Origin of the sequence: Nannocystis punicea (assembly GCF_026965555.1) — a bacterium.
Classification (GTDB): Bacteria; Myxococcota_A; Polyangia; order Nannocystales; family Nannocystaceae; genus Nannocystis; species Nannocystis punicea.
On record NZ_CP114040.1, the window covers coordinates 1,153,507 to 1,178,439 of the forward strand.

Genomic DNA, 24,933 nt, shown 5'->3' on the forward strand with positions numbered 1-24,933 from the left:
ATCGGGATATGTTCGGCGGATGCGGAATCGTGGGCTCGGTCTTCTCCTCCTATTGGCGGTGGTCGGGGTCGAGCGATCGGCGGCCGCCGATTCAGCGGAGCCGCCGGCGCCGTCGTTCGAGCCGCCGCCGCCGGAGCCGCCCATTCCGCCGCCAGATCCGATGACCCCGCTGCCGAAGCCGCCCGAGCCGCCGCCGCCGCCGAAGCTGCAGCCGCTGAAGCCCGCGGTGACCGTGCCGCAGGCGCTGCCGACGATCCCGCCGCCGCCGACGATTCCGCCGAGTCCGCCGCCGGTGCCTGCGAATTGAGACGCCGGGCGATCGCATGGGCGATGGGCGCCGCGTTGTCGACGTCTTGCCATTACGGGTGGGCGGACTTCGGTGACACGTATTACGCCGAGCCGGGGCGGAAGGGCCGGCGTGACGCCACGTACGGGTTCGGCCTGCCGGGGCCGGGGTGGCGGCCGCTGACCCGCGAGGGCGCGCAGGTGGCGTGGTACCACCCACAGCTGGACGCAGTGATCGCGCTCGGCTCGCAATGCGAGGGGCACGGCGACGCCTCGCTCGAGGCGTTCACGCAGGAGCTGGCGATCGACTTCCAGCGCTGGGAGGTCGCGTCGAAGGAGGTGGTGCAGCTGATCGACCGGGAGGCGCTGCACACGGTCGTGCGGGCCTCGCTCAAGGGCGAGGTCGAGACCGAGCTCGAGCTGTACGTGGTGAAGAAGGACGGCTGCCTGTTCGACCTGCAGTACATGGCGCCGCCGCACGCGTTCGCGGCCGGGCGCGCGAGCTTCCACCGGGTGGTCGCGGGGCTGCGGTTCCCCGTCACAGGAGCTTCTTCTTGAAGCGGACGGCGGCGCTGACGATGAAGACGGCGACGATGGCGGCGAGCCAGACGACCTCCGCGTTCATGTCCTCGAGGTGGGCGCCCTTGAGGAGGATCCGGCGGGCCACGCGGAGGAAGTGGGTGAGGGGCAGGACCTGCGCGAGGTGCTGCACCGCGAGCGGCATCGACTCGAACGGGAACACGAAGCCGGTGATCAGGATGTTGGGCAGGAGGAAGAAGAACGACATCTGCATCGCCTGCTGCTGGGTGCGGGCGACGGTCGAGAACAGCAGGCCGAGGGCGAGGTGGGCGGCGATGAAGAGGGCGGCGAGCAGGTAGAGCAGCGGGACGGAGCCGGCGGTCGGGACGTCGAAGAACCACCAGCCGGCCAGCAGGACCAGCGACATCTGCACGTAGCCGATGGCGATGTACGGGGCGATCTTGCCGCCGACGATCTCGAGGCGGGTGGCCGGCGAGACGATCAATGCCTCGAGGGTGCCGCGCTCGCGCTCGCGGGTCAGCGCCATCGAGGTCAGCATGACCATGGTCATGGTCAAGAGGACGCCGATGAGGCCAGGGACGATGTAAACGGCGGTCCGCTGTTCGGGGTTGTACAAAATGATCGGCTCGAAGCTCAGCGGCGCGGGGGTCGGTCGCGCGTGCGTCTGCGGCAGGCCGGGCGTGGCGAGCTCGGCGGAGCGGGCGGCCGCGAGGCCGCTGGCGGTGTCGATGGCGGTGCCGAGCAGCTGCGGGTCGGAGCCGTCGACGATCAGCTGCACCCGGGTCGGCCGTCGCCGCGTGAGGTCGGACGAGAAGCGGGCCGGGACGACGACGCCGACGGTCGCGCGCCCGCTCCGCAAGGCGCGGGCGACGTCGGCGTAATTCTCGACGTCGCCGACGATGTCGTAATAGCCGGTCGATTGCATCTGCACGACGAGCCGGCGCGAGGCGGCCGAGCGGTCGCGGTCGAGGACGACGGTCTGGATGTGGCGGACGTCGGTGTTGATGGCGTACCCGAGCAGCAGGAGCTCGCTGACGGGCATGCTGATCATCATCGCCAGGGTGAGGCGGTCGCGCCGCAGCTGCCGCAGCTCCTTGAGGCTGACTGCGAGCAGGCGCCTCATGCTCGCCGCTCCCGCCGGACCATGGCGACGAAGGCGTCCTCGACGGTGGCCCGGGTCTCGCGCACGTCGTGGAGCGCGAGGCCGGCGCGTTCGAGGCGCGCGCGGGCGTCGGCGACGGCCTCGGCGCCGCCGTGGACGGCGAGGCGGAGGACGTGCCCGTAATGCGCGCACTCCTCGACGCCGGGCATGTCCTGCAACAAATAGGTGGCCTGGTCGACGTCGTCGACCACGAACTCGGCGATCGACAGACCGGCGCGGGCGACGATCTCGTCGGGCCGGCCGCTGTCGAACACCTCGCCGTGGAAGATGAAGGCGAGCCGGTGGCAGCGCTCGGCCTCGTCCATGTAATGGGTGGTGACGACGATGGTGGTGCCGGCGGTGGCGAGGCCGTGGATCTGCTCCCAGAACTCGCGCCGGCTGAGCGGGTCGACGCCGGCGGTCGGCTCGTCGAGGAAGAGCAGCGGCGGCTGATGAATGGTGGCACAGACGAGCGCGAGCCGCTGCTTCCACCCGCCCGAGAGCTCGCCGGCCAGCTGATGCGCGCGCGCGTCGAGCTCCGACTCGCGCAGGACGTGGTCGATTCGTCGTCGTCGCTCGGCGCCGCCGAGGCCGTAGAGGCTGGCGTAGAAGCCGATGTTCTCGGCGACCGTGAGGTCGGTGTAGAGGCTGAAGCTCTGGGTCATGTAGCCGATGCTGGCCTTGACCTGCTCGGGCTCGCGGGCGACGTCGTGGCCGACGACGATCGCCCGCCCGCCGGTCGGGTCGAGGACGCCGCACAGCATGCGCAGGGCCGTGGACTTGCCGGCGCCGTTGGGCCCGAGGACGCCGAAGATCTCCCCGCGCCGCACCTGCAGGCTGACGTCGCGCACCGCCACCGAATTGCCGAAGCGCCGCGAGAGGTGCTGGGCGTCGACCACGAGCTCGTTCGAGTCGGGCATCACGCGTCCTGCAAGGTGACGAAGGCGGGCGCGCCGGCGCGCAGAGTGGCGTCGGGGTCGTCGACGCGCACGCGCACCGGGATGACGAGGTTCGGCAGCTCGCGCTCGCTGAAGAGAAAGCGCGGGGTGAACTCCATGCGATTGCCGATGTACTCGACCCAACCGAAAAGCGGCGCGGCTGCGGCCTCGACCTCGACGCGCGCGCGGCCGCCGAGCACGGCCTCGTCGATGCGCGCCTGGGGGACGAAGATGTCGACGTAGGGCCGGCGGACGTCGCCGACGGTGACGACCGGAGTGCCGACATTGGCGAACTCGTAGGGCCGGAGGTGGACGTCGAGCACGAGGCCGGGCCGGTCGGCGCGCAGGACGTGACGGAGGATCCGCTCGTCGGCCGCGCGCACCTCGGTGGCGGCGGCGGCGGCCCGGGCCCGCGCCGCGGTGAGCTCCTGCTTGCGCGCGCCCTTCTTCAGCGCGGCGAGCCGCGACTCGACCTCCCGCCGGCGCGCGGCGGACTGATCGGCGGCGGCGACGGCCCGCTCGAGCTGGACGGGAGGAATGGTGCCGGTGGCGGCGAGTCGTCGCTGTCGGCTCAGCTCGCTGCTGGCGAGGGCCTCCTCGGCGCGCGCGGCCGTGACCGCGTCGCGCAGGCTGGCGATCTCCTCGGGCCGCGGACCGACGCGCACGAGGTCGAGCTCGGCCCGCGCGGCGCGGGCCTCGGCGGCGCGAGCGTCTCGCTGCAGCCGCTCGAGGGTGTCGTCGAGCCGGGCGATCTCGTCGCCCGCCGCGAGCCAGCGACCCTCGGTGACGGCGATCGCGAGGACCCGACCCGGGACCTCGAAGGCGAGGACCCGCTCGTCGAGCTCGACGACGCCCTGAAACTGGCCGGCGTGCGGGTCCTTGCGCTCGGCCGAACAGCCGTGCACGAGCACGGCCGCGAGCAGGACGAGCCGCGCCGTGACTGCGTGGTCGCGACTCACCATGGTCGAGCTCGCCATCGAGGCCCCGCTGCGGCCCTTTTCTTGAAGGGAGACGGGCCCGACCGCAAGCAGGCGGGCAGAGGAGACGAGGAGGAGGTCTTATGGACATGTCCGAACGGACATCTTGTTATTGCGAGCTCGAGCGAGCTCTGCGTCGGGCCCGGGCGGCGTTCGCTGTCGATGTCCGTGGGAACATGTCTCTCGGGGCATGTTGTCCCGGGTGCCGGTGGTTCGGTGCGGCTGTCATGTCCCGGGGACAGGTGGCGAGCCGGCGGGCGGCGATTCGAAGGCGTGGCCTGCGCCGTTTCTCGGCGGAGCGGACGAGGAGCGGCGGGCGGCGTGCTGGACGGGCAGGTTGGCCGGGGCGAGGCGAGGCGCCCATCCTTCGCGGCGATGCGGGAGATCCGGCTGACCTTGCCGCGGGGCTCCGCGGAGGCCGTCTTCGACCTGGCGCGCGCGGCCGGGATCGCCGAGGCGAGCGTGCACGAGGTGCGGGTGCTCGGCCGCGAGACGACCGCCGAGGAGATGACGCTGAAGTCGTCGGCGCCGAAGATCCGGACGTTCTTGCGCGAGCTGCTGCGCTCGCCGCTGTTCGATCGGCGCACGGTCAGGTTCTCGGCCCACGAGGTGCTCGCGCTGGTCAACGAGGAGTCGGCGAGGCGCGTGACGGTGCCGGCGGGCGTGCCGTTGACCGACGTGCACCACGACCTGTGGCGCTACTGCCACATCACCGCGAGCTTCGTGGCGCGCACGTGGGTGTCGGCGGCGCTGCTGGCCTACGCGATGTTGAAGAGCGACACGCTGCTGGCCGTGGGGGCGTTGATCTTCACGCCGTTCTCGCCGCTGGTGCTGAGCACGGCGCTCGGGGTGGCGGGGCGGCGCACCGAGTTGACGCGCCAGGCGCTGCGCGTGCTGGCGGTGGCGTTCGTGTTGACGGTGTCGTCGGCGGCGATCACCGGGGCGCTGGTCGGGGGGCCGATGCTCGCCGAGGACTTCGGCGGACCGACGCGCAACTTCGTGGCGTCGGCGCTGATCGGGGTGATGGCCGCGCTGGCCGACTCGGACGAGGTCGGTCGCAGGCAGCTGCTCGGGCTGGCGATGGCGTACCCGTTCGTGCGCCTGATCGTGTGGCTCGGCCTGACTCTGGCGCTCGGCGTACCCGACGACGGCGAGCGCCTGCACGACCTGCTGCTGCTGGCCGGCAACGCGGTGGTGATGACGGCGGCGGCGGCGACGACGTATCGCGTGATCGGGCACGACGGGGAGCTCGCGGGGCTGCCGCGATGAGGGCGAGCCGTCGCGCCGATGAATGCGACGCTCGATCGCGAAGGAAGAGCGGTCGGCGACAGAGGCTCACGCCATGGCCGCATGGACCGAGTTCTGTTTCCTCGCCCGTCGCTTGACCGCTCGCGGAGGGCGGTCCATCTTGATTCATGGCTTACTTACGAACGTTGATCACAGTCGCCGTCTTCTCCGCGCTCGCGTGCCGCCCGAACGATCCCGCGCAGGAGACCGACTCCGGCGATAGTTCCAGCGGCTCCGGGTCCGGCAGCTCCGACAGCTCGGACGCCACGAGCAGCTCCGGCGATCAGCCGACCAGCAGCAGCACCGGGGGCGACGACTGGGCGAAGATCTGCGACGGCTCGGACGCGATCCGGCTCGCCATGGTCGTCGGTGGCGGCGGATCGATCGAGAACGAGCTCGAGCGCGCGCTCGGCTTCCGCTACCTCTACGTGCTCGGGACCTGCGAGTACTACGCCCTGGCGCAACTCGAGGGGGTCCAGTGGTCGGACGCGCGCAAGGGGGTGATGGACGTCGCCACCGAGGAGGCGCTGTCACGCGAGATGGACTACGGCGGGCTCGCCGAGATCGCCGGTCACTGGACCACGAAGGGCGACTTCGACAGCACCACCCTGGTGGTCACCGACGGCGTGGCGACGATGTCGTGCTACGCCGCTTGCCAGGAGGGGCCGGCCGCGGCGCAGGCGCTGGGGCCGCTCAGCAAGGCCTGGACCGATACGTTGTGGGAGCAGGGCGAGCCGCTGCTCGGGGCGCTGCGCGTGTCGGTGGTGGTCGTCCCCGGCGGCGCGCCCGGCATGTCGGGAGCGCCCTGGCCGCTGACGATCGATCCGTCGGCGATCGCTGCCGTGGAGGGGCCGACCTCCGAGTACCCCACGGTGCGCATCGACGGCGGCGACGATCTTGCGACCCTGCGCGAGCTGAGGCGGCAGTACCGGGAAGACGACCTGCCGGCCGACCTGCCGAACAGCCTGTACCAACACGGCTATCTGCTGTTCCAGCGCGACGGCGGGCCGGATCTGTTCAAAATGTGGATCCGCGACTCGCTGCCGCTGGAGGACGAGGACGGTCACATCCCGCTGCCGCCGCCGCCGCTCTGAGCCGCGGTGAGAACGTGTCCCGAGGGACATGTCGACATTCGCCCGCCGCGGTCAGCTCCGGAGCAGCCGCAGCGGGGCGGTGACGGGGCCGCGGACCGTCATGGTGCGGTTGTAGGTGATCTCGCCCGGCAGGCGCCCTGGGCGGGCGAAGCGGCGGACCAGGGCGTCGAGGGCGATCTGGGCCTCCATGCGGGCGAGGGCGGCGCCGAGGCAGAAGTGGACGCCGTGGCCGAAGTTCAGCCCGGCCGAGCTGCCGCGGTCGATGTCGAAGCGGTCGGGGTCGACGAAGCGACGCTCGTCGCGGCAGGCGGAGCCGAGCAATGCCAGCACCAGGGAGCCGGCGGGAATGGTGACACCGGCGAGGTCGACGTCGCAGGTGGTGAAGCGCGGCAGCGATTGAGTGGGGCCGTCGAAGCGCAGCATCTCCTCGACGAACGCGGGGATCGCCGCAGGGTCGGCGCGTAGGCGGCTCCAGAGGTCGGGGCGCGCGGCGAGGAACAGGGCGGAGGTGGCGATCAGGTGGGTGGTGGTCTCGAGGCCGCCGAGGAGGATGGCGACCATGAACTCGAGGATCTCGCCGTCACCGAGGCGCTGGCCGTCGACCTCGGCGCGCACCAGGTCGCTGACGGTGTCGTCGACCGGGGCGCGGCGGCGGTCGGCGATCACCGCGGTCAAGTAGGCGGACAGCTCGGCGATGGTGGTCCTCACGCGCGCGGGGTGATCGGCGTCGAGCGGCTCGGGTGTGACGGACAGGAAGTCGTCGGCCCAGCGCTTGAACCGGGCGCCGAGCGACTCGTCGAGGCCGAGCAAGTCGGCGATCACGAAGGCCGGCAGCGGGGCGGCGTAGGCGGCGACGAGCTCGACGTCGCCGTCGATGCCGGCGAGCAATCGTTCGCAGCGTGCGCGGATCGCCGGCTCGAGGCGGGCGACTGCGCGCGGGCCGAGGGAGCGGCTGGCGAGCGCGCGCAGGCGGGTGTGGGCCGGGCCGTCCATCGCCAGGATCGAGCGCGCGAGCGGGTTGTAGCCGAGCCAGGGCGGCTCCCACACGGCGCGGAAGCCTTGAGAGGAGAACCGCGCGGGATCGCGGAGGATGGTCATGATGTCGTCGTGGCGACTGACGAGCCACATGCCGCCGGGCTCGGCCAGGCAGACGGGATGGTCGCGGCGGAGGACCGCATAGTGGGGGTACGGATCGGCGCGGACCTCGGGGGCGAGGATGTCGATGCTGGTTCGCATACGCCGCCACTCGCAGGTCGCGTGCCACGCGTGGGTCCGCGGACTTGCAAGGACGGGGCGGCGTGGTTCGGTCACGCCGACCGGTCGCGGTCGGTCACAATGACCGGACCATGCGGGCGGAAGATCTCGACATCGACACGTTGTTGGCCGCGGACGATCGGGTCGGCGCGCTGCACTTCGCCGGGCAGCGCGCGGTGATCGTCGACGCCGCGGCCCTGGGGGCACTGCGCCGGGAGCTGCTGGCTGCGCTGGGGACTGCAGGGGCGCGGGCGCTGCTCGGTCGCTTCGGACACGTGCAGGGGTGGCGCGCGGCGGAGGCGATGCGCAGCCGCTTCGAGTGGGACAGCGAGCACGCGATCCGCGACGCCGGCGGGCGCGTGGGCATCTTGCAGGGGATGCTGCGGCTGGCGCCGGGCACGGGGCCGATGACGCCGGAGGGCGCGACGGTCGATGATTCGTACGAGGCCGAGCAGCACCTGCTGCACTGCGGGAAGGCCGAGGAGCCGGTGTGCTGGACGCTGGCCGGGTTCGCCAGCGGGTACCTCAGCTGCGTCGAGCAGCGCGACATCGTCGTGCTCGAGGATCGCTGCGTCGGTCGCGGCGATCCGACGTGCCGCTTCCTCGCGCGCCCGCGCGAGGCGTGGGGCTCGCGCGGCTCGGTGCATTCGCCGCCGGGTGTCGATGCGGTGACGGACGAGTGGGAGACGCGCAGCCCGGCGATGCGGCGCGTGCTCGAGCTGGCGCGGCGCGTGGCGGCGGTCGACAGCAACGTGCTGCTGCTCGGGGCCAGCGGCACGGGCAAGGATCGGCTGGCGCGCTTCATCCACGCCCGCTCGGCTCGCGCGTCGGCGCCGTTCCTGGCCCTGCACTGCGGGGCGATCGCCGAGCCGCTGCTGGAGAGCGAGCTGTTCGGGCACGCGCGTGGGGCGTTCACGGGGGCGAGCCGCGACCGCGTGGGCATGCTCGAGGCGGCGGGGCGCGGCACCCTGTTCCTCGACGAGGTCGGCGAGATGTCGCCCGCGATGCAGGTCAAGCTGCTGCGCGCGCTGCAGCAGCGCGAGCTGCGGCGAGTCGGCGAGAACCATGCGCGGCCGATCCACGCCCGCGTCGTGGCGGCGACCCATCGCGACCTCGCTGCGGCGGTGGAAGACGGGAGCTTCCGCCGCGACCTCTATTATCGGCTGCGCGTGGTCGAGCTGCGGCTGCCGTCGCTGGCGGCGCGGCGGGAGGACATCCTGCCGCTGGCGCGCTCGCTTCTGGCGGCGGCGTGCGCGAGGATGGGACGGGAGGAGATGTCTCTCGGGACAGACGTGGAGGATCGCCTGCTGTGCCACGCGTGGCCCGGCAACGTGCGCGAGCTGGAGAACGCGATGGAGCGCGCGGCGGCGCTGGCCGTCGGGCCGATGGTCGAGGTGAGTGACTTGCCGGAGGACATCGGCGCGCCGCCTGCGGCCCGCGGTGGGTCGCTGCAGCAGCTCGAGAGCGCGGCGATCGCGGCGGCGCTCGAGCGGCACGGGGGTCATCAGCAGCGGGCGGCGGCGGAGCTCGGGATCAGCCCGTCGACGCTGTACCGGCGGCTGCGGCGGGGCGGGTGAGGGCGGGCGGCGAGTGTTCGTGCGCCGCGAGGCCGGACACGGCCGCAGTCGAGACAAAAAGGCGACGATATGTCTTCAAGGACATGCTTTTTAGGGCATGTTTTTCAGGATATGTACGATCATTGCAGCTTGACGATCCAGAAATCGTCAAGCGGGCCGTTGTTGTCGGCGCTCTTGTCGCCGGACGCGGGGGACTGCGAGCGGGTCCTCTCGGGTGGCGTCGCGCGCATCGATTTGCCCTCGAAGCGGCGGCGCGGCGCGCCGAACCAGGCGAGGCCCGATATCGCCGCGGAGGGGGCGCGGTTACGATTCATTAAATGGTCCCCAGAAGAGTTCGTGCCGGGGTCCTCGGGGCCGGACTCCTGGCCTGCGCGCCGGAGCCCTGCGCCGAGGTCGAGGGGCTCGAGCTGTGGGACACCGGCGTCTCCGGGCCCTTGTGCGTCCTCGGCGACGTCGTCGTGAACAATCGGACGGCCGCCGAGCTCGCCCGCCTCGAGCGCATCGAATCGATCGCCGGCTCGCTCCTCGTCTTCGCCAACCCCGAGTGGACCGAGCTGCCGCGCTTCGCGTCCCTGCGGGAGATCGGCGGCGCCCTGTCGATCTCCGACAACCCCGCGCTCACCACAATCGACGCCTTTCCCGCGCTCGAGCGGATCGGCGGGACGCTCTACGTCGGCGAGCACCCGCGCCTCGTGTCCGTCGAGCTCGGCGATCGCCTCGCCGAGATCGGCGGCCTCCAGCTCGCGCTCAACCCCGAGCTCGCCGCGATCGCGGGCCTGCAGCGCGTCGAGTCCCTGGCCGGCGACTTCATCGTCCAGGACAGCGAACGGCTCGCCACGCTCGAGTTCCCCGCGCTGGCGCGGGTCGATGGGGCGCTCGGCCTCGTGGCATTGCCGAACCTGCGCAGCGTCGATTTCTCCGGGCTCGTGCGGCTCGGGCGTCTGAATGTCGCGTCCACGGGGCTCGACGGGCTGGTCGGGTTCTCCCCGCTCGAGGGCGTCGGGTCGGTCTTCATCCATGACAACCCGCGGATGACCGAGCTCGATCTCACCGGCTGGACCCTTGGTTCCCTCAATGTCCGCGACAACGCGGGCCTGCAGCGCCTGGCTGCGGTCCTCACCCCGGTCCCGGAGACGACTGCCACGGTCTTCATCATCCACAACGCCGCGCTCACGCGGATCGACTGCGCCATCGACGGCGAGGAGCTCCGCTGGCTGGTCCTCACCGACAACGGCGCGCTCGCGCAGCTCGCCCCCTGGACGGGCCTCACGCAGGTGGAGGGCCTGCGCATCGAGCACAACGCGAGCCTCACCGAGCTCCGCTCGTGGCTGCCGGCGCTGTCCCGCGCCGGCGAGGTGTGGATCTTCGGCAACGCCGCGCTCCCGCCCGCGGCCGTCGACGCGTTGCTCGCCGAGGTCGAGCATGATGACGAGCCTCGCGTCGGCGACAACGAGGGCCAGGTCACCGTGCTCGATCCGTGTCCGTGGCCCGACGACTCCGTCTGCGACGGCGAGCAGAACGCGGACGGGGAGCCGGGCACCGGCCTGTGCCTCGTCGATCCGTACGGCTGCGGAGTCTGAATGCGCGCTCATCTTCTCGTCCTCGTCCTCCTCGTGGCCTGCGCGCCTCCGGCTCCCGACGCCGAGGAGCCCCGTCCGGCGTGGGTCGGTGAGCACTTCACCATCGACACCACGGTCGAGACGGAGCAGCTGTGCGCCGGTAGCGTGCAGAGCCTCGATCGCTTCATCGAGCGCGCGTTCGCCTTCCTCGGGGAGCCGGTTCCCGACGACTTCGTCGCGCTCGTGGAGGTGGGCGACATCTCCGTGTGCTCGCCGGCGGCGCATGCGTGTTACCTGGCGGACCCGAACACGTCGTACCTCGAATCGCTCGCCGATTTCGATCTGCCGCTGGCCACGCTGCGTCACGAGCTCGTCCACGCCATCACGTGGGAGGCGTGGGGGCCCAGCGTCTCGTTCTTCGCCGAGGGCATCGCCGCGGCGCTGGAGGGGCCCGTACTCGTGAGCGCGCCGATTCCCGTCGGCGATCAACTCACCCTGACGACGGGGACGCTCGACTACGGCGCCGCGGCGCTGTTCACCCGCTTCCTGATCGACACGCGCGGCCTGGACGCCTTCCGGCGCATGTATCAGGGCGCCCGGAGCTGGTCCGAGGACGACATCCGCGCGCTCTTCCTCGAGGTCTACGGTGAGTCGCTGGCCGAGCTCGAGGCCGAATACCTCGCCTCGCCGCTCGGCTGCACGTATGCGGTCGACCTCTGCGAAGCCGAGGGCGCCGAACGGGTCGCCGACGTGTGGTCGCACAGCTTCGTCGTCTCCTGCGACGACCCCGGCTACGTCGGCGTCAGGGACCCGTCGCCGCAAGTGCTCTTTACGGGGATGTGGACCTCCATGCCGCTCCGGGTCGAGCGCGCCGGCCGCTATCGCCTCCGCTCCTCCGGCAAGGTCGAGCTGTGGGGATGTGGCGCCTGTGTCAGCCCGCCGGACGGGTTACCGAGCCTCGACACCGACGTCGAGCTCGACCTCGACGCCGGGCTCTACACCTTGCTCGCGCCGGCAAGCTCCACCTCTCGCGCCGTTCAGGACGTCGAGCTGCGGCTCGTCGATCCCGCGCCCTGACGGCCGGCCGCCGACGGTCGCGTGCTCGCCCGAGCTGCGGCGTGGTACACGTTCGGCATGCGCTGGCAGCTCGCGGTCCTGGGAGCGCTCGCCCTGTTCCACGCGCCGTCTGTCGCGCGGGCGACGTGCCTGACGCGCTGCGACGTCCGGATGGTGTTCGACGATTGCACGAGCCCCGCGGACGATGTGTGGCCGGCGGAGCTGCCGGTGGGCCTGGTGGTGGCCTGCGGGGACGGGCATCACTCGCCGGAGGACTCGTCGGCGCCGAGGGAGCGGGACGCCGGCGGCTGCGTCGTGTCGGTGCCGGCGACGCAGATCGAGCTGAGCCGCACGAGCGAGGAGCGGTCGCTGGTGCCGATGCAGGCCGCCTTCCGCGAGAAGGGCGCGTGCCTCGGGTGGCCCCGGTTCGAGCTCGAGCAGCCGCTGTCGCCCGGGGCGTATCATGTGATTCAGCCGGCCGCGTTTGCATTTCGCGTGTCCGACGAGGCGCGCGCCGAGACGAGCAAGCGCGTGCCGCCGGCGGCGCTGTCGTGCTACCAGTGCTGGGGCGGCGGGCCGCCGCACGAGCCACCGGCCTTGCCGCCGCCGCCGCCGGCCGCTCACGGCCGGGCCGGCTGCGACGTGCATGATGCAGAGGGCCCGGGCGTTCTGGCGCTCTGCGGGCTGGCGCTCGTCCTGGGACGATGGCGGCGGCGGGCTCGCGGCTGAGCGTGCAGCTCCAACAGCGACGGACGTGCCGTCAGGTCGAAGCCTCCCGGTGCATGCGCAGCCGCAGGGTCCTGAGGCCGCGGAGGGTCGGGCTCGGGTGCCAGTCGAGCGGGCCCGGGACACGGGTGAGCGCGGGCAGCCGGCGGAACATCTCTTCGAAGGCGATCCTGCCCTCGAGGCGCGACAGCGGCGCGCCGACGCAGAAGTGGATCCCGTGCCCGAACGCGACGTGGCCGGCGTGCTGGCGCGAGATGTCGAAGCGATCGGGGTCGGGGAATTGGGCCGGGTCGCGGTTCGCGGAGGCGAGCAACGCGGCGACCGGCTGGTCCTTCGGGATCGTCACCCCGGCGAGCGTGACGTCCTCCCTCGCGGTGCGGACCATCATCGTCACCGGCGAGCGGAAGCGGAGCACCTCCTCGACGAACCCGGGGATCAGCGTCGGGTCCGCGCGCAGGCGGGCGAGGTCGTGGGGGCGGTCCAGGAGCTCGGCCGTCCCGTTGCCGAGCAAATTGGTGGTCGTCTCGTTGCCCGCGATCAGCAGGATGAGGGCCATCGACAGCACCTCGTCCGCGGTCAACATCTCGCGCTCGACCTCGGCGCGGACGAGGTCGCTGATCAGGTCCTCGCGCGGCGCCTTGCGGCGGCTGTCGATCATCTCGCGGAAGTAGTCGAAAAACTCGGCGTGGCTCTTTCGCAGCCGCTCGATCTCCGCCTCGGGGAGCCGCTCGACGAAGTTCGAGCCGGCGAGCAGGTCGTCGGACCAGCGCTTGAAGTCGGCGCGCCGGGCGGTGTCGACGCCGAGCAGCTCCGAGATCACGATCACCGGCAGGGGCACGGCGAGCGCTTCCATCAGGTCGAACTCGTCCTCGCCGCGCATGACCTCGTCGATGAGCTCGCGCGCGAGGTCGCGGATCCGGCTCTCGAGCGCGGCGATCGCCCGCGGCGTGAAGGCGGCGTTGATCAGCTTGCGCAGCCGCGCGTGGTCCGGCGGGTCGGCGCCGATGATCGAGCCGCTCAACATCGTCTTCACGCTGTCCTCGAGCCGCGGGTCCCGCAGCGTCTCGAGCACCGCGCGCCGGCTCGACGAGAACAGCTCCGGATGGCGCAGGACGAACAGCACATCCTCGTAACGGCTGACCACCCACAGCCCGGGCGGATCGAGCTTGAACACCGGCGCCTGGTCGCGCAGGCGGGCGTAGAGCGGGTAGGGGTCGTCCATCAGCGCGGGGGAGAAGAGCGCGGTCGTGTCTGCCATGGTCATGCCTTTTGCTCGCTGGCCGGTTCATCGCAACTAAAAAGTTGCGATGGTTGTTTACCAGACGGTAAGCGGCGCGCAATGGGAGAAATTGCCCGCCGGCTGCTACCCTCGGCGCGTGAAGGCGAGCGGACAGGGCAAGCGAGGGTCGAAGGCGCGAGCGCTCGTTCGGGGCGAGCCGGTGGTCCAGGGCGTGCTTGCGGCGACCCTCGAGGAGCTCGGGCAGGTCGGCTACCGCGCCCTGCGGATCGAGGACGTCGCGGCGCGCGCGGGCGTGAACAAGACCACGGTGTATCGCCGCTGGCCGAGCAAGCCGGAGCTCGTGCGGGCGGCGATCGTGGCGCTCCCCGGCGAGTCGCTCAACATCAGCAGCCAGGGCTCGCTGCGCGTCGACTTCCTCGAGATCGCGCGCCGGGTCGCGGCGCTCGGCCGGTCGCCGGTGTTCCGCGGCGTCGGCCGGGTGATCGCCGCCGAGGGTGCGGACCCGGAGCTGATGGCGATCGCCAAGTCGGTCCGCGAGACCTATGCGACCGCCTTCACGGCGATGTTCGAGGCGGCGGCGGCGCGGGGCGAGCTCGCGTCCGGCGTCGATCCGATGCTGCTGCTGACCGTGCTCGGCGCGGCGATCCAGCAGCGCCTGCTCTCCGACCCAGGGGGGCTCGACGAGCCCACGCTGGTCCGCATCGTCGATCTGCTGCTGCACGGGGCGCTCGCCCGTGAGGCGCACAAGCCCGGTTCGACGCGCCCGCGTGCGGCACGGGCGACACGATCGACATGATCACCGGCTGGGTCGAGCGCCGCGGTCTCGTCGAAGCTCGACGCGCGTGAGGCCTGCCGTCACTCGTCGGCCACCGAGATGGGGGGCCGACCGCGTCGCATGAGACGGATGTTCTATGGGAAATGTCTATCAAGACATGTTCATAAAAACATGTCTGAAAGGGAAGCCATCAATCGTCGATGGCGGGCACCGTGTAGCCGGTGAAGGTGATCCAGGTGGGGGCGTGGTCGCTGGTGCCTTCGAGGCCGCGGACCCAGCGGTCGACGCCGGCGTCCAGGAGGCGGGGGGCGAGCTCGGGGTTGAGGAGCAGGTGGTCGATGCGGAGGCCGGCGTCGCGCTGCCAGTGCTGGCGGAAGTAGTCCCAGAACGTGAACATCGGCTGGTCCGGGTGGAGGTGGCGCAGGCTGTCGAGCCAGCCCTGGGACAGCAGGCGGGTGTAGCGGGCGCGGCTCTCGGGCTGCAGCAGGGCGTCCTTGCGCCACGACTTGGGGTTGTAGATGTCGGCGTCGGTCGGCACGACGTTGAAGTCGCCGGCGAGGACGGCGGGGATGCCGGCGTTGCACAGGGTCGCGGCGTGGGCGATCAGCCGATCGAACCAGGCGAGCTTGTAGTCGAACTTGGGGCCGGGCTGCGGGTTGCCGTTGGGGAGGTAGAGGCAGCCGACGAGGACGCCGTGGACCGCGGCCTCGAGGTAGCGGCTCTGGGTGTCGTCAGGGTCGCCCGGCAGGCCGCGCCGGCTCTCGAGCGGCATGCCGTCCCGCGCCAGGATCGCCACGCCGTTCCACGAGCGCTGGCCGTGCCACAGCGCGCCGTAGCCGGCCTTGCGCAGCTCGGCGACCGGGAAGTCGGCGTCGACGGCCTTGAGCTCCTGCAGGCAGACGATGTCCGGCCGGGCCTTGGCGAGCCACTCGAGCAAGACCGGCAGGCGCGTGCGGATGCCGTTGATGTTGTAGGTGGCGAGCTTCAGCGCGGACATCGAGGTGGCCCAGCTTGACCGCCGCCGCGCCTCGCCGCAACCGGCCTCGACCGGCGCGTGATCGCGCGCGTTCGCGTCGGCCGGCCTCGGTGGTGAGCACGTCGAGGCCGCTGGTGGAGCGGCCCGCGACGACGCACGCGAGGGCGAGGTTCCCCGCAGGGGGCGATGCCCCGCGAGGCGAGGTCGGGGCCCGGCGAGGGCAGGGCCTCGCGGACGCGGAGGGCGCTCGTCGAGACATGTGCGAAGGGGAATGTCTTTTAAAACATGCCCCTTGGAACATGTCCTTCAGTCGAGGTCGGGCAGGCCGGTGGGGCGCTCGGGGGCGGGGCCTCTCGGGGCGCGGGCCTGGGCCAGGGCGACCTTGCGCTGGAGCTCGGTCAGCTCGGGGAGCAGGGCGCGGTTGGTGGCGTTGAGGTCGCGCAGGAGCGACTCGGGGAACGGCTTCTGGGCGGCGACGCCGGCGTAGAGGTCGTCGAACACGCGGGCGAGCGCGGGCGGGACGCTGTCGGAGTGGGGGCGGGTCTGGGTGCGGTAGGCGGGCTGGATCGTCGGGAGGGCGGCGGCCAGGTCGCCGCGGCCGAGCCAGTCGAGCACGCCGGAGAGGGTGCCGACGGGGTCGTCGAGGACCTGGTCGTAGGTCATGAGGCGGGCCGGGTAGCGGCGCAGGCTGATGTCGCGGACGAGGGCGAAGTTCTCCATCCACCACTCGTAGGCGGGCGGGAAGTACAAGCTGTCCTCGGGGACAGGCTGGCCCTTGGCGGCGAGGCCCTCGCGCTCGAGCGCGTAGAGGCGGAGGATCGAGGCCTCGTACTCGCGCCATTCGCGGACGTTGGCGATCAGATGGGTGATGTAGGCGCGCTCGCTGCGGATGACGCCGGGGACGAACACCTTGACGACGTAGCCCTCGACGTGCTCGGGCAGGAAGTACTCGCCGGTGACCGGATGGGGGTTGGTGCGGAAGTAGACGCCGTGGCGGAGGATCGACTCGTAGAAGCCGGCGGGGTTGGCCTGGTGCAGGGCCTCGGTGAAGCCGCGCGGGAACGCCTCGCCGAGCACGGGGAAGCCGGCGGCCCGCAGGACCTGCATCCACATCGACGTGCCGCTGCGCTTGGTGCCGGAGACGAACAGCATGGCGGCGCCTCAGAAGTCTTCGCCGGTGATCGGGCAGAACTCTTCGATCAGGCCGAGCGGGCCGACGCAGAACATCGGTGTGTTGAACTCCTGGTCGATCTGCCGGCACTCGAGCGAGGTGATGCAGGCGAAGAACTCCTCGAACGCCTGGCCGCACGCGGGGCCGTCGACCTCTTCGCCCTTCTCGACCAGCGACTCGCAGCCCTCGATGACCGACTCGGCGAACCGGGCGTACTGCGGGTAGCACTCGACGTACTTGGCCCCGTATTGCAAGCACACCTGGCCGTCCGGGCCGGGGCCGGTGGTGGCGCCGTCGGTCGTGGTGGCGCCGTCGATCGTGGTGGCCTCGGTGGTGGTGGTGTCGGGCTCGCCGGTCGAGGTCGTGCTGGTGAGGGGCTCGCCGGTCGAGGTGTCGGCGGCGGTGGTCGTGCTGAGGGCGTCGCCGGAGGTCGTGGTGGTGTCACCGTCGAGCCCGCCCGTGGTGGTGGTGCCGGTGGTGTCCGTGGTGCCGCCCGGACCGGCGCCGTCCTCGTGCGGGCCCTCGTCGTTGAAGCACGCGGCCGAGAGGCCGCCCAGCGACATCAGGAAGGTCAGGTTGCGCAGGCGGTGGACGTCCATCGCTCGACCATCGTAGTCGAGATGCGGGGCGGCCGCGAGTGCGCGAGCGGCCGCGCGGGCCCCGGGTTCGCGGCCAGACGGGCCAGGACGGGCCCGCAGGCCCAGCGGCCCCGGGGCCCCGCACCGGCTCACGCGTGCAGACGGTCGGGGGATGGATGGCTTTAAAGACAGGTGGGGGAGCGAGCGCGGTTGACGGGGCGGGGGCCGTAGCCTGGCCGGCGGCGCGGGGCTCGCCTCGTGGCTGGTCTTGGGGACATGGCGGAAGAGACAGAGGACGAGGCCGCGCGGTTCGTCGGCGAGGCGCGTGAGCCCTGGGCCGCGGAGATCTTGTCGACAAGGAGATCTTCCGTGAGCGGACGACTCGTCGATCTGCAACTGTGCGGCTGCAGTCCGAGCATTCATTCATGCTCGGCCTGGCGCCGAGTCGAGCCGTGGTCGAGCCGCCCCCGGCGGGCGACGGCCGCGAGGGCGGACGAGCGATGACTTATGAATGGGTCGTCGCGCGGGTGGCGGTATTCGCATAATTGTCGGCGGACAGGACCGGGCGGGGGTCGCCGGTGATCACGCCGAGCAATTCGTCCCACAGGCGCTCGGGGGCGCCGGGGCGGAAGGGGCCGAAGTGGCCGACGCGGCGGAGGCCGAGGTCGGCGGGGGCGATCGTGCGGTGGCTGGTGCTGGCGCGGGTGTACCAGCCGCGCAGGGCCGCGGCGGCGCGGGCGGGGGCGTAGCTGTCGTCGGTGAAGTCGTAGAACCACATCGGCGCGGTGACGCGGTGGAAGAAGGTCGACTCGGTGCCGAGGGCGCCGCGGACGTAATCGGGGGTGTCGCACCATTGGGCCCACTGGCGGACCACGCCGGCGGGCAGGTCCTCGCCGAGGCCGAGGCGGCCGGGGACGTAGCCGAACAGGGCGGCGATCACGTTGGTGGCGATGCCGAGGCGGACCTTGAAGCTCTGGCGCTGGCCGCTCGGATAGAGCGACATGTCGCCCGAGCCGGCGGCGACGACGAAGATGCCGGCGAGGTCGAGGCCGCGCGCGGTGAGGCCGAAGGCCTGGCCGCCGAAGCTGTGGCCGAGGCCCCAGACCGGCGCGTCGGGCCAGCGCTCGCGCGCGAGATCGATCGCGGCGGCGGCGTCGAGGCGGGCCCAGTCGAGCAGGACGGCCGGGTCCTTGCGCAGCGGGACCGAGCGCGAGCCGCCGACGCCGCGGTAGTCGAAGCTCAGGACGGCGATGTCGCGCTCGGCCAGCCACGCGGCCAGCGGGGCGTAGTAGCGGCGCGGGACGCCGAGCGCCCCGAGCACGACCAGGACCGCCTGCGGGGCCTCGCGCGGGGTGTGGAGCGTGGCGGCCAGCGGCCGCCCGTCGAGGGCCTTGAGGGTGAAGTCTTCCGACGGCATGCGGACCTCCGGGTCCGCTAACCGTACGGGCTACCGGCGGCTGCGCCAACGCAGTATGATGCAGTCTCAAACTGCATCCATGCAGCACCACCTCGACTGGCGCGACCTCCGGATCGCCCTCGCGCTCGCGCGACACGCCTCGCTGGGCGAGGCCGGGCGGGCGCTGCGGCTCGATCCGACCACCATCAGTCGCCGGATCTCCGCGCTGGAGGCCATCGTCGGCGGCGCCCTCTTCGTGCGCGACGCCGAGGGCTGGCGGCTGACCGAGGCCGGGAGGCGGGTGGTCGAGGCGGCCGGGCGCATGGCCACCGAGGTGCGCGAGCTCGCGCGCGACCTCGAGGCGGCGTCGGAGCGGGCCGTCGGGACGGTGCGGCTGACGACGCTCGATTACATCGCGTCGGCCTTCCTGGCGCCGAAGCTGCCGCTGCTGCGCGAGCGGCACCCGGAGCTGGTGCTCGACCTGCGCTGCACCGAGCAGGTGCTCGACCTGACTGCGGGGCAGGCCGACGTGGCGCTGCGGGTGGTCCGGCCGACCGAGGCGGGGGTGCGGGCGCGGCGATTGGCGCAGGTGTCGCTCGGGCTGTACGGACTGCGCAGCTACGTCGAGCGCCACGGCCTCGACCCGCTGCCGCCGCAGGCCGAGGCCGACCTGGTGATCCTCGGGCCGCCCGACAGCCGGCTGCCGGAGATGCGATGGATGCGGGAGCTGGTGCCGCGCGGGCGCGTGGCGGCGGCCACCGGCAGCGTGCCGACGTCGTACGCGCTGGTGCGCGCCGGGGTCGGGCTCGGGGTGTTGACATTGGCCGCGGCGCAGAGCCACCCGGAGCTGGTGCGACTCGACCGCGACGCGCCGCCGCTGGAGCGCGCGCTGTGGCGCGTGGTGCCGGAGGCGCTGGCCGATGCGCCGAAGATCCGCGCGGTCGTCGATTGGCTCGACCAGGTGGCCGAGGCCGCCGGCGAAGATCCGTTCGGGTGATTCGTACTCCCTCGATTGCGAGGCCCCGGGGGCGGTGACGATCCGCCACTCGGTGGTCCTGGCGCTGGGGACATGCTCTATTGAGCATGTCCTCTGTAACATGTCACGATCGGGCGCCGAGCAGCGCCTCGAGGGCCTCGAGGTGGTCGGCGTCGGCGGGCTGTTTGTCGCGGCGCCAGCGGAGGATCCGGGGGAAGCGGACGGCGACGCCGGACTTGTGGCGGCGCGAGCGGGCGATGCCCTCGAAGCCGATCTCGAACACCAGCTCGGGGGTGACGGCGCGGACCGGGCCGAAGCGCTCGAGGGTGTGGCCGCGGACGAAGCGGTCGACCTCGGCCAGCTCGGCGTCGGTGAGGCCGGAGTAGGCCTTGCAGAACGGGACCAGGGCGCCGTCTTGCCACACCGCGAAGGTGTAGTCGGTGAACAGGCTGGCGCGGCGGCCGGAGCCGGACTGGGCGTAGACGAGGACGGCGTCGACGGCGAGCGGGTCGAGCTTCCACTTCCACCAGTCGCCGCGCACGCGGCCGACGCCGTAGGGGGCGGCCTTGCGCTTGAGCATCAGGCCCTCGACGTTGCGGGCGCGGCTGCCCTGGCGCAGCTCGGCGAGCTCTCGCCAGGTCGGGGCGGCGACGACGGGGGACAGGCGCAGGACGTCGCCGACCAGGGGGGCGAGCAATTGCTCGAGGATCGGCCGGCGCTCGCCGAGCGGGCGCTCGCGGAGGTCGCGGCCGAACGCCTCGAGCACGTCGAAGGCGAGGAAGGTGACGGGCACCTCGGCGAGGAGCGTGCGCGACAGGTTCTTGCGGCCGATCCGCCGCTGCAGCTCCGCGAAGGGGAGGATGTCGGCGCCGCGCCACGGCAAGAGCTCGCCGTCGAGGACTGTCCCTTCGGACAGGCGGCCCGCGACCGGGGCGAGCTCGGGGAAGCGCTCGCCGATCAGCTCCTCGCCGCGCGACCACACGAACAGCTGCCCGCCGCGGCGGACGAGCTGGGCGCGGATGCCGTCGAACTTCCACTCGGCCTGCCAGTCGTCGCGCGGGCCGAGCTCGGCCGGGTCGCCCTCGAGCGGGTGCGCGAGCAGGAACGGGTAGGGCCGCGAGGTCGTCGGCTGGTCGGACTCGGCGGCGACGAGCCCGCGGAACTGCGCGGCCGAGGGCTGCCAGGCGCCCATGAGCCGGTGCGCGACGGTGGCCGGGGCGAGCTCGCCGAGCTCGGCGAGGGCGGCGATGACGAGCCGCTGCGAGACGCCGACGCGGAAGGCGCCGGTGATCAGCTTGTGGAAGACGAGCCGCTCGTTGCGGTCGAGCTCGTCCCAGGCGGCCCGCAGGTCGGCCTTCTGCGCCGCCTCGTCCTTGCCGGCGAGCGGGAGCAGGCGCTCCTCGACCCACCGGTGCAGCGGCATGCTCGTGGTCCGCGTCGGCGGCGGGAGCAGCAGGGCCGCGGTCTCGGCGAGGTCGCCGACGGCCTCGTGACACTCGTCGAACAGCCACTCGGAGACGCCGGCGGCCTCGCTGACCCAGGCCCGGAGCTTGCGGGTCGACACTGCCTGCCGCGGCTTGCGACCGATCAAAAAATAGACGGCCCAGGCGGCGTCCTCCGGCGGGACGGCCGCGAGGTAGGCGCGGATCGCCGCGACCTTCTCACCGGTGCGGGTGGTCTCGTCGAGCGCGGCGTACAGCGCGGCGAACGCCCTCATGGCCGGGCTCCGAGAGAGGATGGTCGATGGGACATGACCGATGGGGCATATGATTGGAGATGTCGATTCGATGCAGACATGGCGAAAGAACCATGTCGTAGGCGACACGGCGCGAGCGCGGCCGTCATTCCGGGGCCTCGTCGTCTGCTGGTTGTTCGGGCATGTCCTCCGAGTCATGTTGCGGGGGTGATTCTTCGCGTGACTCCGGCATGTCCGAGGGGACGGGTTCTTGAGACAATTCGTCGCCGCCGGCTTCGCCGACGAAGCGGGTCGCGAGCGGGTGGGCGTCGAGGCCGCGCTCGCGCAGGTGGCGGGCCATGGCCTGGGCGTAGCCGTGGGTGAGGTAGACCCGCTCGGCGCCGGTGGCGGCGATCGCGGCGAGCAGCTCGTTCCAGTCGGCGTGGTCGGACAGGACGAAGCCGCGGTCGACGACCTTGCGGCGGCGGGTGCCGCGGATCTGCATCCACCCGGAGGCGAAGCCGCGGACCGGTCGCTTGAACCGGCGGGTCCACGGCGTGCCCTGGGCCGAGGGCGGGGCGAGGATCAGGGCGCGCTCGAAGTCGGCGCCGCGGGCCGCCTCGAGCACCGGCGGGGCCGCGGGCAGGGGCACGCCGCCGGCCCGGTAGACGGCGGTGCAGCGGTCGACTGCGCCGTGGACGTAGATCGGGCCGATCTCGGGATCGACGCCGGCGAGCAGGCGCTGGGCCTTGCCGAGCGCGTAGCACAGCAGCAGCGAGGTGCGGCCGGCCTGTTGATTGCCGCGCCACCAGGCGGCGACGTCCTGCATGGTCACGGCCGGCGGGGCCCAGCGGAAGATCGGCAGGCCGAAGGTCGACTCGCTGATGAAGCAGTGACAGCGCACCGGCTCGAACGGGGCGCAGGTCGGATCGGCGCTCAGCTTGTAATCGCCGGACACGACCCACACCTCGCCGTGGTGCTCGAGCCGGACCTGCGCCGAGCCGAGGATGTGGCCGGCCGGGTGCAGCGAGAGGCCGACGCCGCGGTGGACGATCGGGGCGCCGTAGGCCTGCGCCTGGATGTTCGCGCTGGCGCCGACGCGCAGCGCGAGCAGGTCGCGACCGGGCGCGGCCGTGAGGTAGTGCTCACATTCGCCGACGGCGTGGTCGCCGTGCGCGTGGGTGACGACGGCGCGGTCGACCGGCTGCCACGGATCGATATAAAAATCGCCGGCCCGGCAGTAGAGGCCGCGTTCGGTGAGTTCGACGAGCGGGTCGCGCATCGCGGCGCGAGGCAGCGTAGCGCGCGTGGCCGGGGCGGCGGCGCAGCTCGGCGGCGGCGGCGATTGGGGCTTGAATTCGCGCGGCGCGACGGCGGTGGGCAGGGTCGTGGCGGCGACCGCGTGGCGGGCTCGGCCGGGGGCGCGAGATGGAGGTGTCCGAAAGGACATGTCCACGAGGTCTCTCGCGGCGGGGCGAGGACGGGGATGACTGTGGTGATCGGGCGGATCACCAGATGTCGTATTCGGCGTGGTCGAGCTCGCCGACGAAGGTGGCGAGGCAATCCTCGTAGACGGTGGTGGCGACCCATACGTGGCCGAGGTACGTCTGCTGCGAGTGATAGCCGCCGGCGTAGATGGTGGCCTGGAACCGGCGCTGGCCGTCGAGGTCGAGCCAGTAGAGGTAGACCTCGCCGGCGCTGTGATTGGTGACGCCGAACGAGGCGGGCTCCGCCTCCGGCGGCGACGCGCGCTCCTCGGGGCAGACGAAGTAGGCGAGGGCGGGGCCGGCGGCGAGCAGCACCGCGGAGGCGAGGGCGCACGACAGCTGCAGGTTTCGCTTCACGAGGTCGACCTCCGTCCGAACGGGTCTGGGCCGGGTGCCGGCCGGTCGCCGCGGGGCGGTGCGAACGGGGGGCGAAGGGCCAGTGTCGGTGGACGGGGCGCGGCCGCGCGAGGCAGCCGCGGGGGCCGCCTGCGCGCTCCCTGCGGCTGAAAACCGTGGACGGGCATGCCGGGCGCGGGTGACCGCGTCGGGACCATCGGCGACTTCGAAGCCGTGCATCCGCGCGTGTTGGCCGCCCGCTCGGGTGCACCCGCGCCGCCCGAGTCGTGCATGTGATGTCAGCGCCGGGCGAGGGGTCGAACGCGCCGCCCCGGGGGTGCACTGGCAGCGCTGCATACTCACGGGATCCTCCGACCTCGACGTTCACGTCGGGTGCGCAGCCGCCGTGCCCGCCTCACGGCGGAGACGCGCGACAATTGGCCAATTCTGGCCATATCGCGCATGTTCGGCGCGAAATGCGAGCGAACGTCGTGGGCGGAAGATGGAACAGGAGTGGCCACATTCAGCCTGTTCGACCTCGTCGCAAAGGCGATAAATTCCATGCCGCAAGTGGCTGTGAAAACATTCTCCTGTGTCGTTACCGCGCTCGCCGTTCTCGGAGCTGCCTGCCTCGCGGGCGACCTCGATGGGCCCGTGCCTGGAGGGTCGCAGGTCGACGACTGCGCCGCCGAGGAGGATCCTCGCTCTTCTGACGGCGGGGTGGAATTCGGGCGGGATGCCGCGATCGAAAGAGTGCGGCTTGAAGTGATGAACGTCGCGGTCGCAAGTCACCCGAGCAAGCATTTCACCATCAACGCCTGGCTTTGGAAGAATCACGAGAGCCCGCCCGGAGGTGTGGATGTCGTCCTCATATCCGGGTTCGGCCACAACGCCCTCTTCTGGGAGCCGATGGCTCGGCGGCTGCTCTTCAATTGGAGTGCGTCGGTCAGGTTCGTGGTCGCGGTCGACCTCCCCGGCCACGGGCGTAATCGCGACCCCTTCTCCGGACTTCCCGAGAGCGGATGGGCAGGTCGGTACTCGAGCGTCGATCTCGATGACTACCGGGATGCCATCATTTCAGCGCTCGACAAGCTGCAGAACAACGTCGACGTCGCGCCTGGCGACCTGCTCGGCGCGGGGCTTCGCGTCGACGTGGTCGGGGGGCACAGCATGGGTGGGTTGGTCGTTCAGCTCGTGCAGGAGGAGCTCCTCAACGGCGGAGAGTCGATGCATCGGCGTTACGGCACCACCGCGGCGATGCTCTTCGCGGCGGTCCCCCCCGAGGAGAGCCCGTGGCATTACAGCGACTGTCGGTACGGCCCGGCCTCAGGCTGCCCTGCCCCTAGCCCGGTGCTCTCCGATTTCCGCAAGGCGTTCGATCCTGGAATATCCACGCGATACGGCCCTCACGGAAACGTGAAGGACGAGGATTTCTATCGGCTGTTCTTTCGGAGCAGGGACGGCGGCATGGAGTCGCCGATTATCCCGACAGCAGAAGAATTGGCCTGCATCTGGAGCCGCGAGCCGCTGCAGGCCGTTCTCGATCTGGTCGCACTCGTCGCCGCCGAGCGGGAAGAGGTCCAGATGGGAGCATTCGCGCCTTCCCGTGGCACCCGGCTGGTGTCTGTTGCCTATGAGTACGATTACTTCTTCGCCCGAAATGGTGGCTATGAGGAGCACATGCTCCACCATCATCTTCGCGGCGATGACGACACACAGGACGTGGTAACAGCTTTGGGCGAGCGGGCCATCCACGACGCGCCCTGGAGCGCCCCTGAGCTCGCAGATGAAGCCTGGATGAAAGCTCTTGAATGACGGGGTCGCGGGACTTCCCAGGGCCCGAGGAGCACTCCAGGGTGGAGTTCAGCCTGCGATCGGGGCGCGTGAGG

Annotated in this window: 24 protein-coding genes; 11 read left to right on the top strand and 13 right to left on the bottom strand. The window is 71.6% G+C overall.

Annotation, left to right across the window (positions count from 1 at the left end):
• Positions 1-19: 19 nt before the first annotated feature.
• Complete coding sequence (locus tag O0S08_RS04415) at positions 20-307, top strand: hypothetical protein (protein WP_269037714.1); 288 nt, start codon at positions 20-22, stop codon at positions 305-307.
• A gap of 23 nt (positions 308-330) precedes the next feature.
• Entirely contained in the window at positions 331-843 is a 513-nt protein-coding gene (locus O0S08_RS04420) for a hypothetical protein (RefSeq protein ID WP_269037715.1), read from the top strand.
• Here O0S08_RS04420 and O0S08_RS04425 read toward each other — a convergent pair.
• Genes O0S08_RS04425 through O0S08_RS04435 form a run of 3 tightly spaced genes read right to left on the bottom strand, consistent with a single transcriptional unit; the run spans position 824 to position 3,866 of the window.
• Positions 824-1,948 (bottom strand): ABC transporter permease, encoded by a 1,125-nt coding sequence (locus tag O0S08_RS04425; RefSeq protein ID WP_269037716.1) that lies wholly within the window; start codon positions 1,946-1,948, stop codon positions 824-826. The genes O0S08_RS04420 and O0S08_RS04425 overlap by 20 nt on opposite strands.
• The gene (locus O0S08_RS04430; protein WP_269037717.1) at positions 1,945-2,886 is read right to left on the bottom strand and encodes an ABC transporter ATP-binding protein; all 942 of its coding nucleotides are present in this window, start codon (positions 2,884-2,886) and stop codon (positions 1,945-1,947) included. Before O0S08_RS04430 ends, O0S08_RS04425 begins: the two co-directional genes overlap by 4 nt.
• Positions 2,886-3,866 carry an HlyD family secretion protein gene (locus O0S08_RS04435; protein WP_269037718.1) on the bottom strand — a complete coding sequence of 327 codons (981 nt, stop codon included), beginning with the start codon at positions 3,864-3,866 and terminating at the stop codon, positions 2,886-2,888. The genes O0S08_RS04430 and O0S08_RS04435 overlap by 1 nt, the downstream gene beginning before the upstream one ends.
• A gap of 390 nt (positions 3,867-4,256) precedes the next feature.
• On the opposite strand from O0S08_RS04435, the gene O0S08_RS04440 reads away from it, so the two are divergent.
• A complete protein-coding gene (locus O0S08_RS04440) occupies positions 4,257-5,150 on the top strand; it encodes a hypothetical protein (RefSeq protein ID WP_269037719.1) in 894 nt (297 codons plus the stop codon).
• A 164-nt stretch (positions 5,151-5,314) separates the two neighbouring features.
• Positions 5,315-6,262 carry a hypothetical protein gene (locus O0S08_RS04445; RefSeq protein ID WP_269037720.1) on the top strand — a complete coding sequence of 316 codons (948 nt, stop codon included), beginning with the start codon at positions 5,315-5,317 and terminating at the stop codon, positions 6,260-6,262.
• A 51-nt stretch (positions 6,263-6,313) separates the two neighbouring features.
• On the opposite strand, the gene O0S08_RS04450 is transcribed toward O0S08_RS04445, so the two are convergent.
• Complete coding sequence (locus O0S08_RS04450; RefSeq protein ID WP_269037721.1) at positions 6,314-7,498, bottom strand: cytochrome P450; 1,185 nt, start codon at positions 7,496-7,498, stop codon at positions 6,314-6,316.
• A gap of 110 nt (positions 7,499-7,608) precedes the next feature.
• On the opposite strand from O0S08_RS04450, the gene O0S08_RS04455 reads away from it, so the two are divergent.
• Positions 7,609-9,093: a sigma 54-interacting transcriptional regulator gene (locus O0S08_RS04455; RefSeq protein ID WP_269037722.1), complete on the top strand. Its 1,485-nt coding sequence runs from the start codon at positions 7,609-7,611 to the stop codon at positions 9,091-9,093.
• Positions 9,094-9,212: 119 nt separating this feature from the next.
• Here the strand turns inward: O0S08_RS04455 and O0S08_RS04460 are convergent, their stop codons facing one another.
• Complete coding sequence (locus O0S08_RS04460) at positions 9,213-9,407, bottom strand: hypothetical protein (RefSeq protein WP_269037723.1); 195 nt, start codon at positions 9,405-9,407, stop codon at positions 9,213-9,215.
• A 3-nt stretch (positions 9,408-9,410) separates the two neighbouring features.
• Here O0S08_RS04460 and O0S08_RS04465 point away from each other — a divergent pair, with 3 nt between their 5' ends.
• From O0S08_RS04465 to O0S08_RS04475, 3 genes are read left to right on the top strand one after another with little or no spacing between them, the layout of a single operon-like run.
• On the top strand, positions 9,411-10,673 hold the full coding sequence (locus O0S08_RS04465; protein ID WP_269037724.1) for a receptor L domain-containing protein: 1,263 nt from the start codon (positions 9,411-9,413) through the stop codon (positions 10,671-10,673).
• Positions 10,674-11,729, top strand: a complete 1,056-nt coding sequence (locus O0S08_RS04470) for a hypothetical protein (protein WP_269037725.1) — start codon at positions 10,674-10,676, stop codon at positions 11,727-11,729. It begins immediately after the preceding gene.
• Between the two features lie 57 nt (positions 11,730-11,786).
• Positions 11,787-12,437, top strand: coding sequence for a hypothetical protein (locus tag O0S08_RS04475; RefSeq protein WP_269037726.1), 651 nt, complete (start codon positions 11,787-11,789; stop codon positions 12,435-12,437).
• Between the two features lie 31 nt (positions 12,438-12,468).
• Here the strand turns inward: O0S08_RS04475 and O0S08_RS04480 are convergent, their stop codons facing one another.
• Complete coding sequence (locus O0S08_RS04480; RefSeq protein ID WP_269037727.1) at positions 12,469-13,692, bottom strand: cytochrome P450; 1,224 nt, start codon at positions 13,690-13,692, stop codon at positions 12,469-12,471.
• Between the two features lie 118 nt (positions 13,693-13,810).
• Here O0S08_RS04480 and O0S08_RS04485 point away from each other — a divergent pair, with 118 nt between their 5' ends.
• Entirely contained in the window at positions 13,811-14,470 is a 660-nt protein-coding gene (locus tag O0S08_RS04485) for a TetR/AcrR family transcriptional regulator (RefSeq protein ID WP_269037728.1), read from the top strand.
• A gap of 169 nt (positions 14,471-14,639) precedes the next feature.
• Here the strand turns inward: O0S08_RS04485 and xth are convergent, their stop codons facing one another.
• From xth to O0S08_RS04505, 4 genes are all read right to left on the bottom strand, one after another.
• Positions 14,640-15,446: an exodeoxyribonuclease III gene (xth, locus tag O0S08_RS04490; protein ID WP_269037729.1), complete on the bottom strand. Its 807-nt coding sequence runs from the start codon at positions 15,444-15,446 to the stop codon at positions 14,640-14,642.
• A 285-nt stretch (positions 15,447-15,731) separates the two neighbouring features.
• The gene (locus tag O0S08_RS04495) at positions 15,732-16,577 is read right to left on the bottom strand and encodes a sulfotransferase family protein (RefSeq protein ID WP_269037730.1); all 846 of its coding nucleotides are present in this window, start codon (positions 16,575-16,577) and stop codon (positions 15,732-15,734) included.
• Positions 16,578-16,586: 9 nt separating this feature from the next.
• Complete coding sequence (locus O0S08_RS04500; RefSeq protein WP_269037731.1) at positions 16,587-17,195, bottom strand: hypothetical protein; 609 nt, start codon at positions 17,193-17,195, stop codon at positions 16,587-16,589.
• A 484-nt stretch (positions 17,196-17,679) separates the two neighbouring features.
• A complete protein-coding gene (locus tag O0S08_RS04505) occupies positions 17,680-18,591 on the bottom strand; it encodes an alpha/beta hydrolase family protein (RefSeq protein WP_269037732.1) in 912 nt (303 codons plus the stop codon).
• Positions 18,592-18,670: 79 nt separating this feature from the next.
• Between O0S08_RS04505 and O0S08_RS04510 the strand changes: the two genes are divergently transcribed.
• Positions 18,671-19,567, top strand: coding sequence for a LysR family transcriptional regulator (locus O0S08_RS04510; RefSeq protein WP_269037733.1), 897 nt, complete (start codon positions 18,671-18,673; stop codon positions 19,565-19,567).
• A 103-nt stretch (positions 19,568-19,670) separates the two neighbouring features.
• Here O0S08_RS04510 and O0S08_RS04515 read toward each other — a convergent pair whose 3' ends face one another.
• From O0S08_RS04515 to O0S08_RS04525, 3 genes are all read right to left on the bottom strand, one after another.
• The gene (locus tag O0S08_RS04515) at positions 19,671-21,263 is read right to left on the bottom strand and encodes an ATP-dependent DNA ligase (RefSeq protein WP_269037734.1); all 1,593 of its coding nucleotides are present in this window, start codon (positions 21,261-21,263) and stop codon (positions 19,671-19,673) included.
• 124 nt (positions 21,264-21,387) lie between these two features.
• A complete protein-coding gene (locus O0S08_RS04520; RefSeq protein WP_269037735.1) occupies positions 21,388-22,503 on the bottom strand; it encodes a ligase-associated DNA damage response exonuclease in 1,116 nt (371 codons plus the stop codon).
• Between the two features lie 226 nt (positions 22,504-22,729).
• On the bottom strand, positions 22,730-23,065 hold the full coding sequence (locus tag O0S08_RS04525) for a hypothetical protein (RefSeq protein ID WP_269037736.1): 336 nt from the start codon (positions 23,063-23,065) through the stop codon (positions 22,730-22,732).
• A gap of 372 nt (positions 23,066-23,437) precedes the next feature.
• Here O0S08_RS04525 and O0S08_RS04530 point away from each other — a divergent pair, with 372 nt between their 5' ends.
• On the top strand, positions 23,438-24,859 hold the full coding sequence (locus tag O0S08_RS04530; RefSeq protein ID WP_269037737.1) for an alpha/beta fold hydrolase: 1,422 nt from the start codon (positions 23,438-23,440) through the stop codon (positions 24,857-24,859).
• The last annotated feature ends 74 nt before the right edge of the window (positions 24,860-24,933 follow it).

Excerpts from the sequence above, each read along its gene's own strand:
- O0S08_RS04415 (WP_269037714.1), top strand. The coding sequence starts at position 20 with ATGCGGAATCGTGGGCTCGGTCTTCTCCTCCTATTGGCGGTGGTCGGG.
- O0S08_RS04420 (WP_269037715.1), top strand. The coding sequence starts at position 331 with ATGGGCGCCGCGTTGTCGACGTCTTGCCATTACGGGTGGGCGGACTTC.
- O0S08_RS04425 (WP_269037716.1), bottom strand. The coding sequence starts at position 1,948 with ATGAGGCGCCTGCTCGCAGTCAGCCTCAAGGAGCTGCGGCAGCTGCGG.
- O0S08_RS04430 (WP_269037717.1), bottom strand. The coding sequence starts at position 2,886 with ATGCCCGACTCGAACGAGCTCGTGGTCGACGCCCAGCACCTCTCGCGG.
- O0S08_RS04435 (WP_269037718.1), bottom strand. The coding sequence starts at position 3,866 with ATGGTGAGTCGCGACCACGCAGTCACGGCGCGGCTCGTCCTGCTCGCG.
- O0S08_RS04440 (WP_269037719.1), top strand. The coding sequence starts at position 4,257 with ATGCGGGAGATCCGGCTGACCTTGCCGCGGGGCTCCGCGGAGGCCGTC.
- O0S08_RS04450 (WP_269037721.1), bottom strand. The coding sequence starts at position 7,498 with ATGCGAACCAGCATCGACATCCTCGCCCCCGAGGTCCGCGCCGATCCG.
- O0S08_RS04455 (WP_269037722.1), top strand. The coding sequence starts at position 7,609 with ATGCGGGCGGAAGATCTCGACATCGACACGTTGTTGGCCGCGGACGAT.
- O0S08_RS04460 (WP_269037723.1), bottom strand. The coding sequence starts at position 9,407 with ATGAATCGTAACCGCGCCCCCTCCGCGGCGATATCGGGCCTCGCCTGG.
- O0S08_RS04465 (WP_269037724.1), top strand. The coding sequence starts at position 9,411 with ATGGTCCCCAGAAGAGTTCGTGCCGGGGTCCTCGGGGCCGGACTCCTG.
- O0S08_RS04470 (WP_269037725.1), top strand. The coding sequence starts at position 10,674 with ATGCGCGCTCATCTTCTCGTCCTCGTCCTCCTCGTGGCCTGCGCGCCT.
- O0S08_RS04475 (WP_269037726.1), top strand. The coding sequence starts at position 11,787 with ATGCGCTGGCAGCTCGCGGTCCTGGGAGCGCTCGCCCTGTTCCACGCG.
- O0S08_RS04480 (WP_269037727.1), bottom strand. The coding sequence starts at position 13,692 with ATGGCAGACACGACCGCGCTCTTCTCCCCCGCGCTGATGGACGACCCC.
- xth (WP_269037729.1), bottom strand. The coding sequence starts at position 15,446 with ATGTCCGCGCTGAAGCTCGCCACCTACAACATCAACGGCATCCGCACG.
- O0S08_RS04495 (WP_269037730.1), bottom strand. The coding sequence starts at position 16,577 with ATGCTGTTCGTCTCCGGCACCAAGCGCAGCGGCACGTCGATGTGGATG.
- O0S08_RS04500 (WP_269037731.1), bottom strand. The coding sequence starts at position 17,195 with ATGGACGTCCACCGCCTGCGCAACCTGACCTTCCTGATGTCGCTGGGC.
- O0S08_RS04505 (WP_269037732.1), bottom strand. The coding sequence starts at position 18,591 with ATGCCGTCGGAAGACTTCACCCTCAAGGCCCTCGACGGGCGGCCGCTG.
- O0S08_RS04510 (WP_269037733.1), top strand. The coding sequence starts at position 18,671 with ATGCAGCACCACCTCGACTGGCGCGACCTCCGGATCGCCCTCGCGCTC.
- O0S08_RS04515 (WP_269037734.1), bottom strand. The coding sequence starts at position 21,263 with ATGAGGGCGTTCGCCGCGCTGTACGCCGCGCTCGACGAGACCACCCGC.
- O0S08_RS04520 (WP_269037735.1), bottom strand. The coding sequence starts at position 22,503 with ATGCGCGACCCGCTCGTCGAACTCACCGAACGCGGCCTCTACTGCCGG.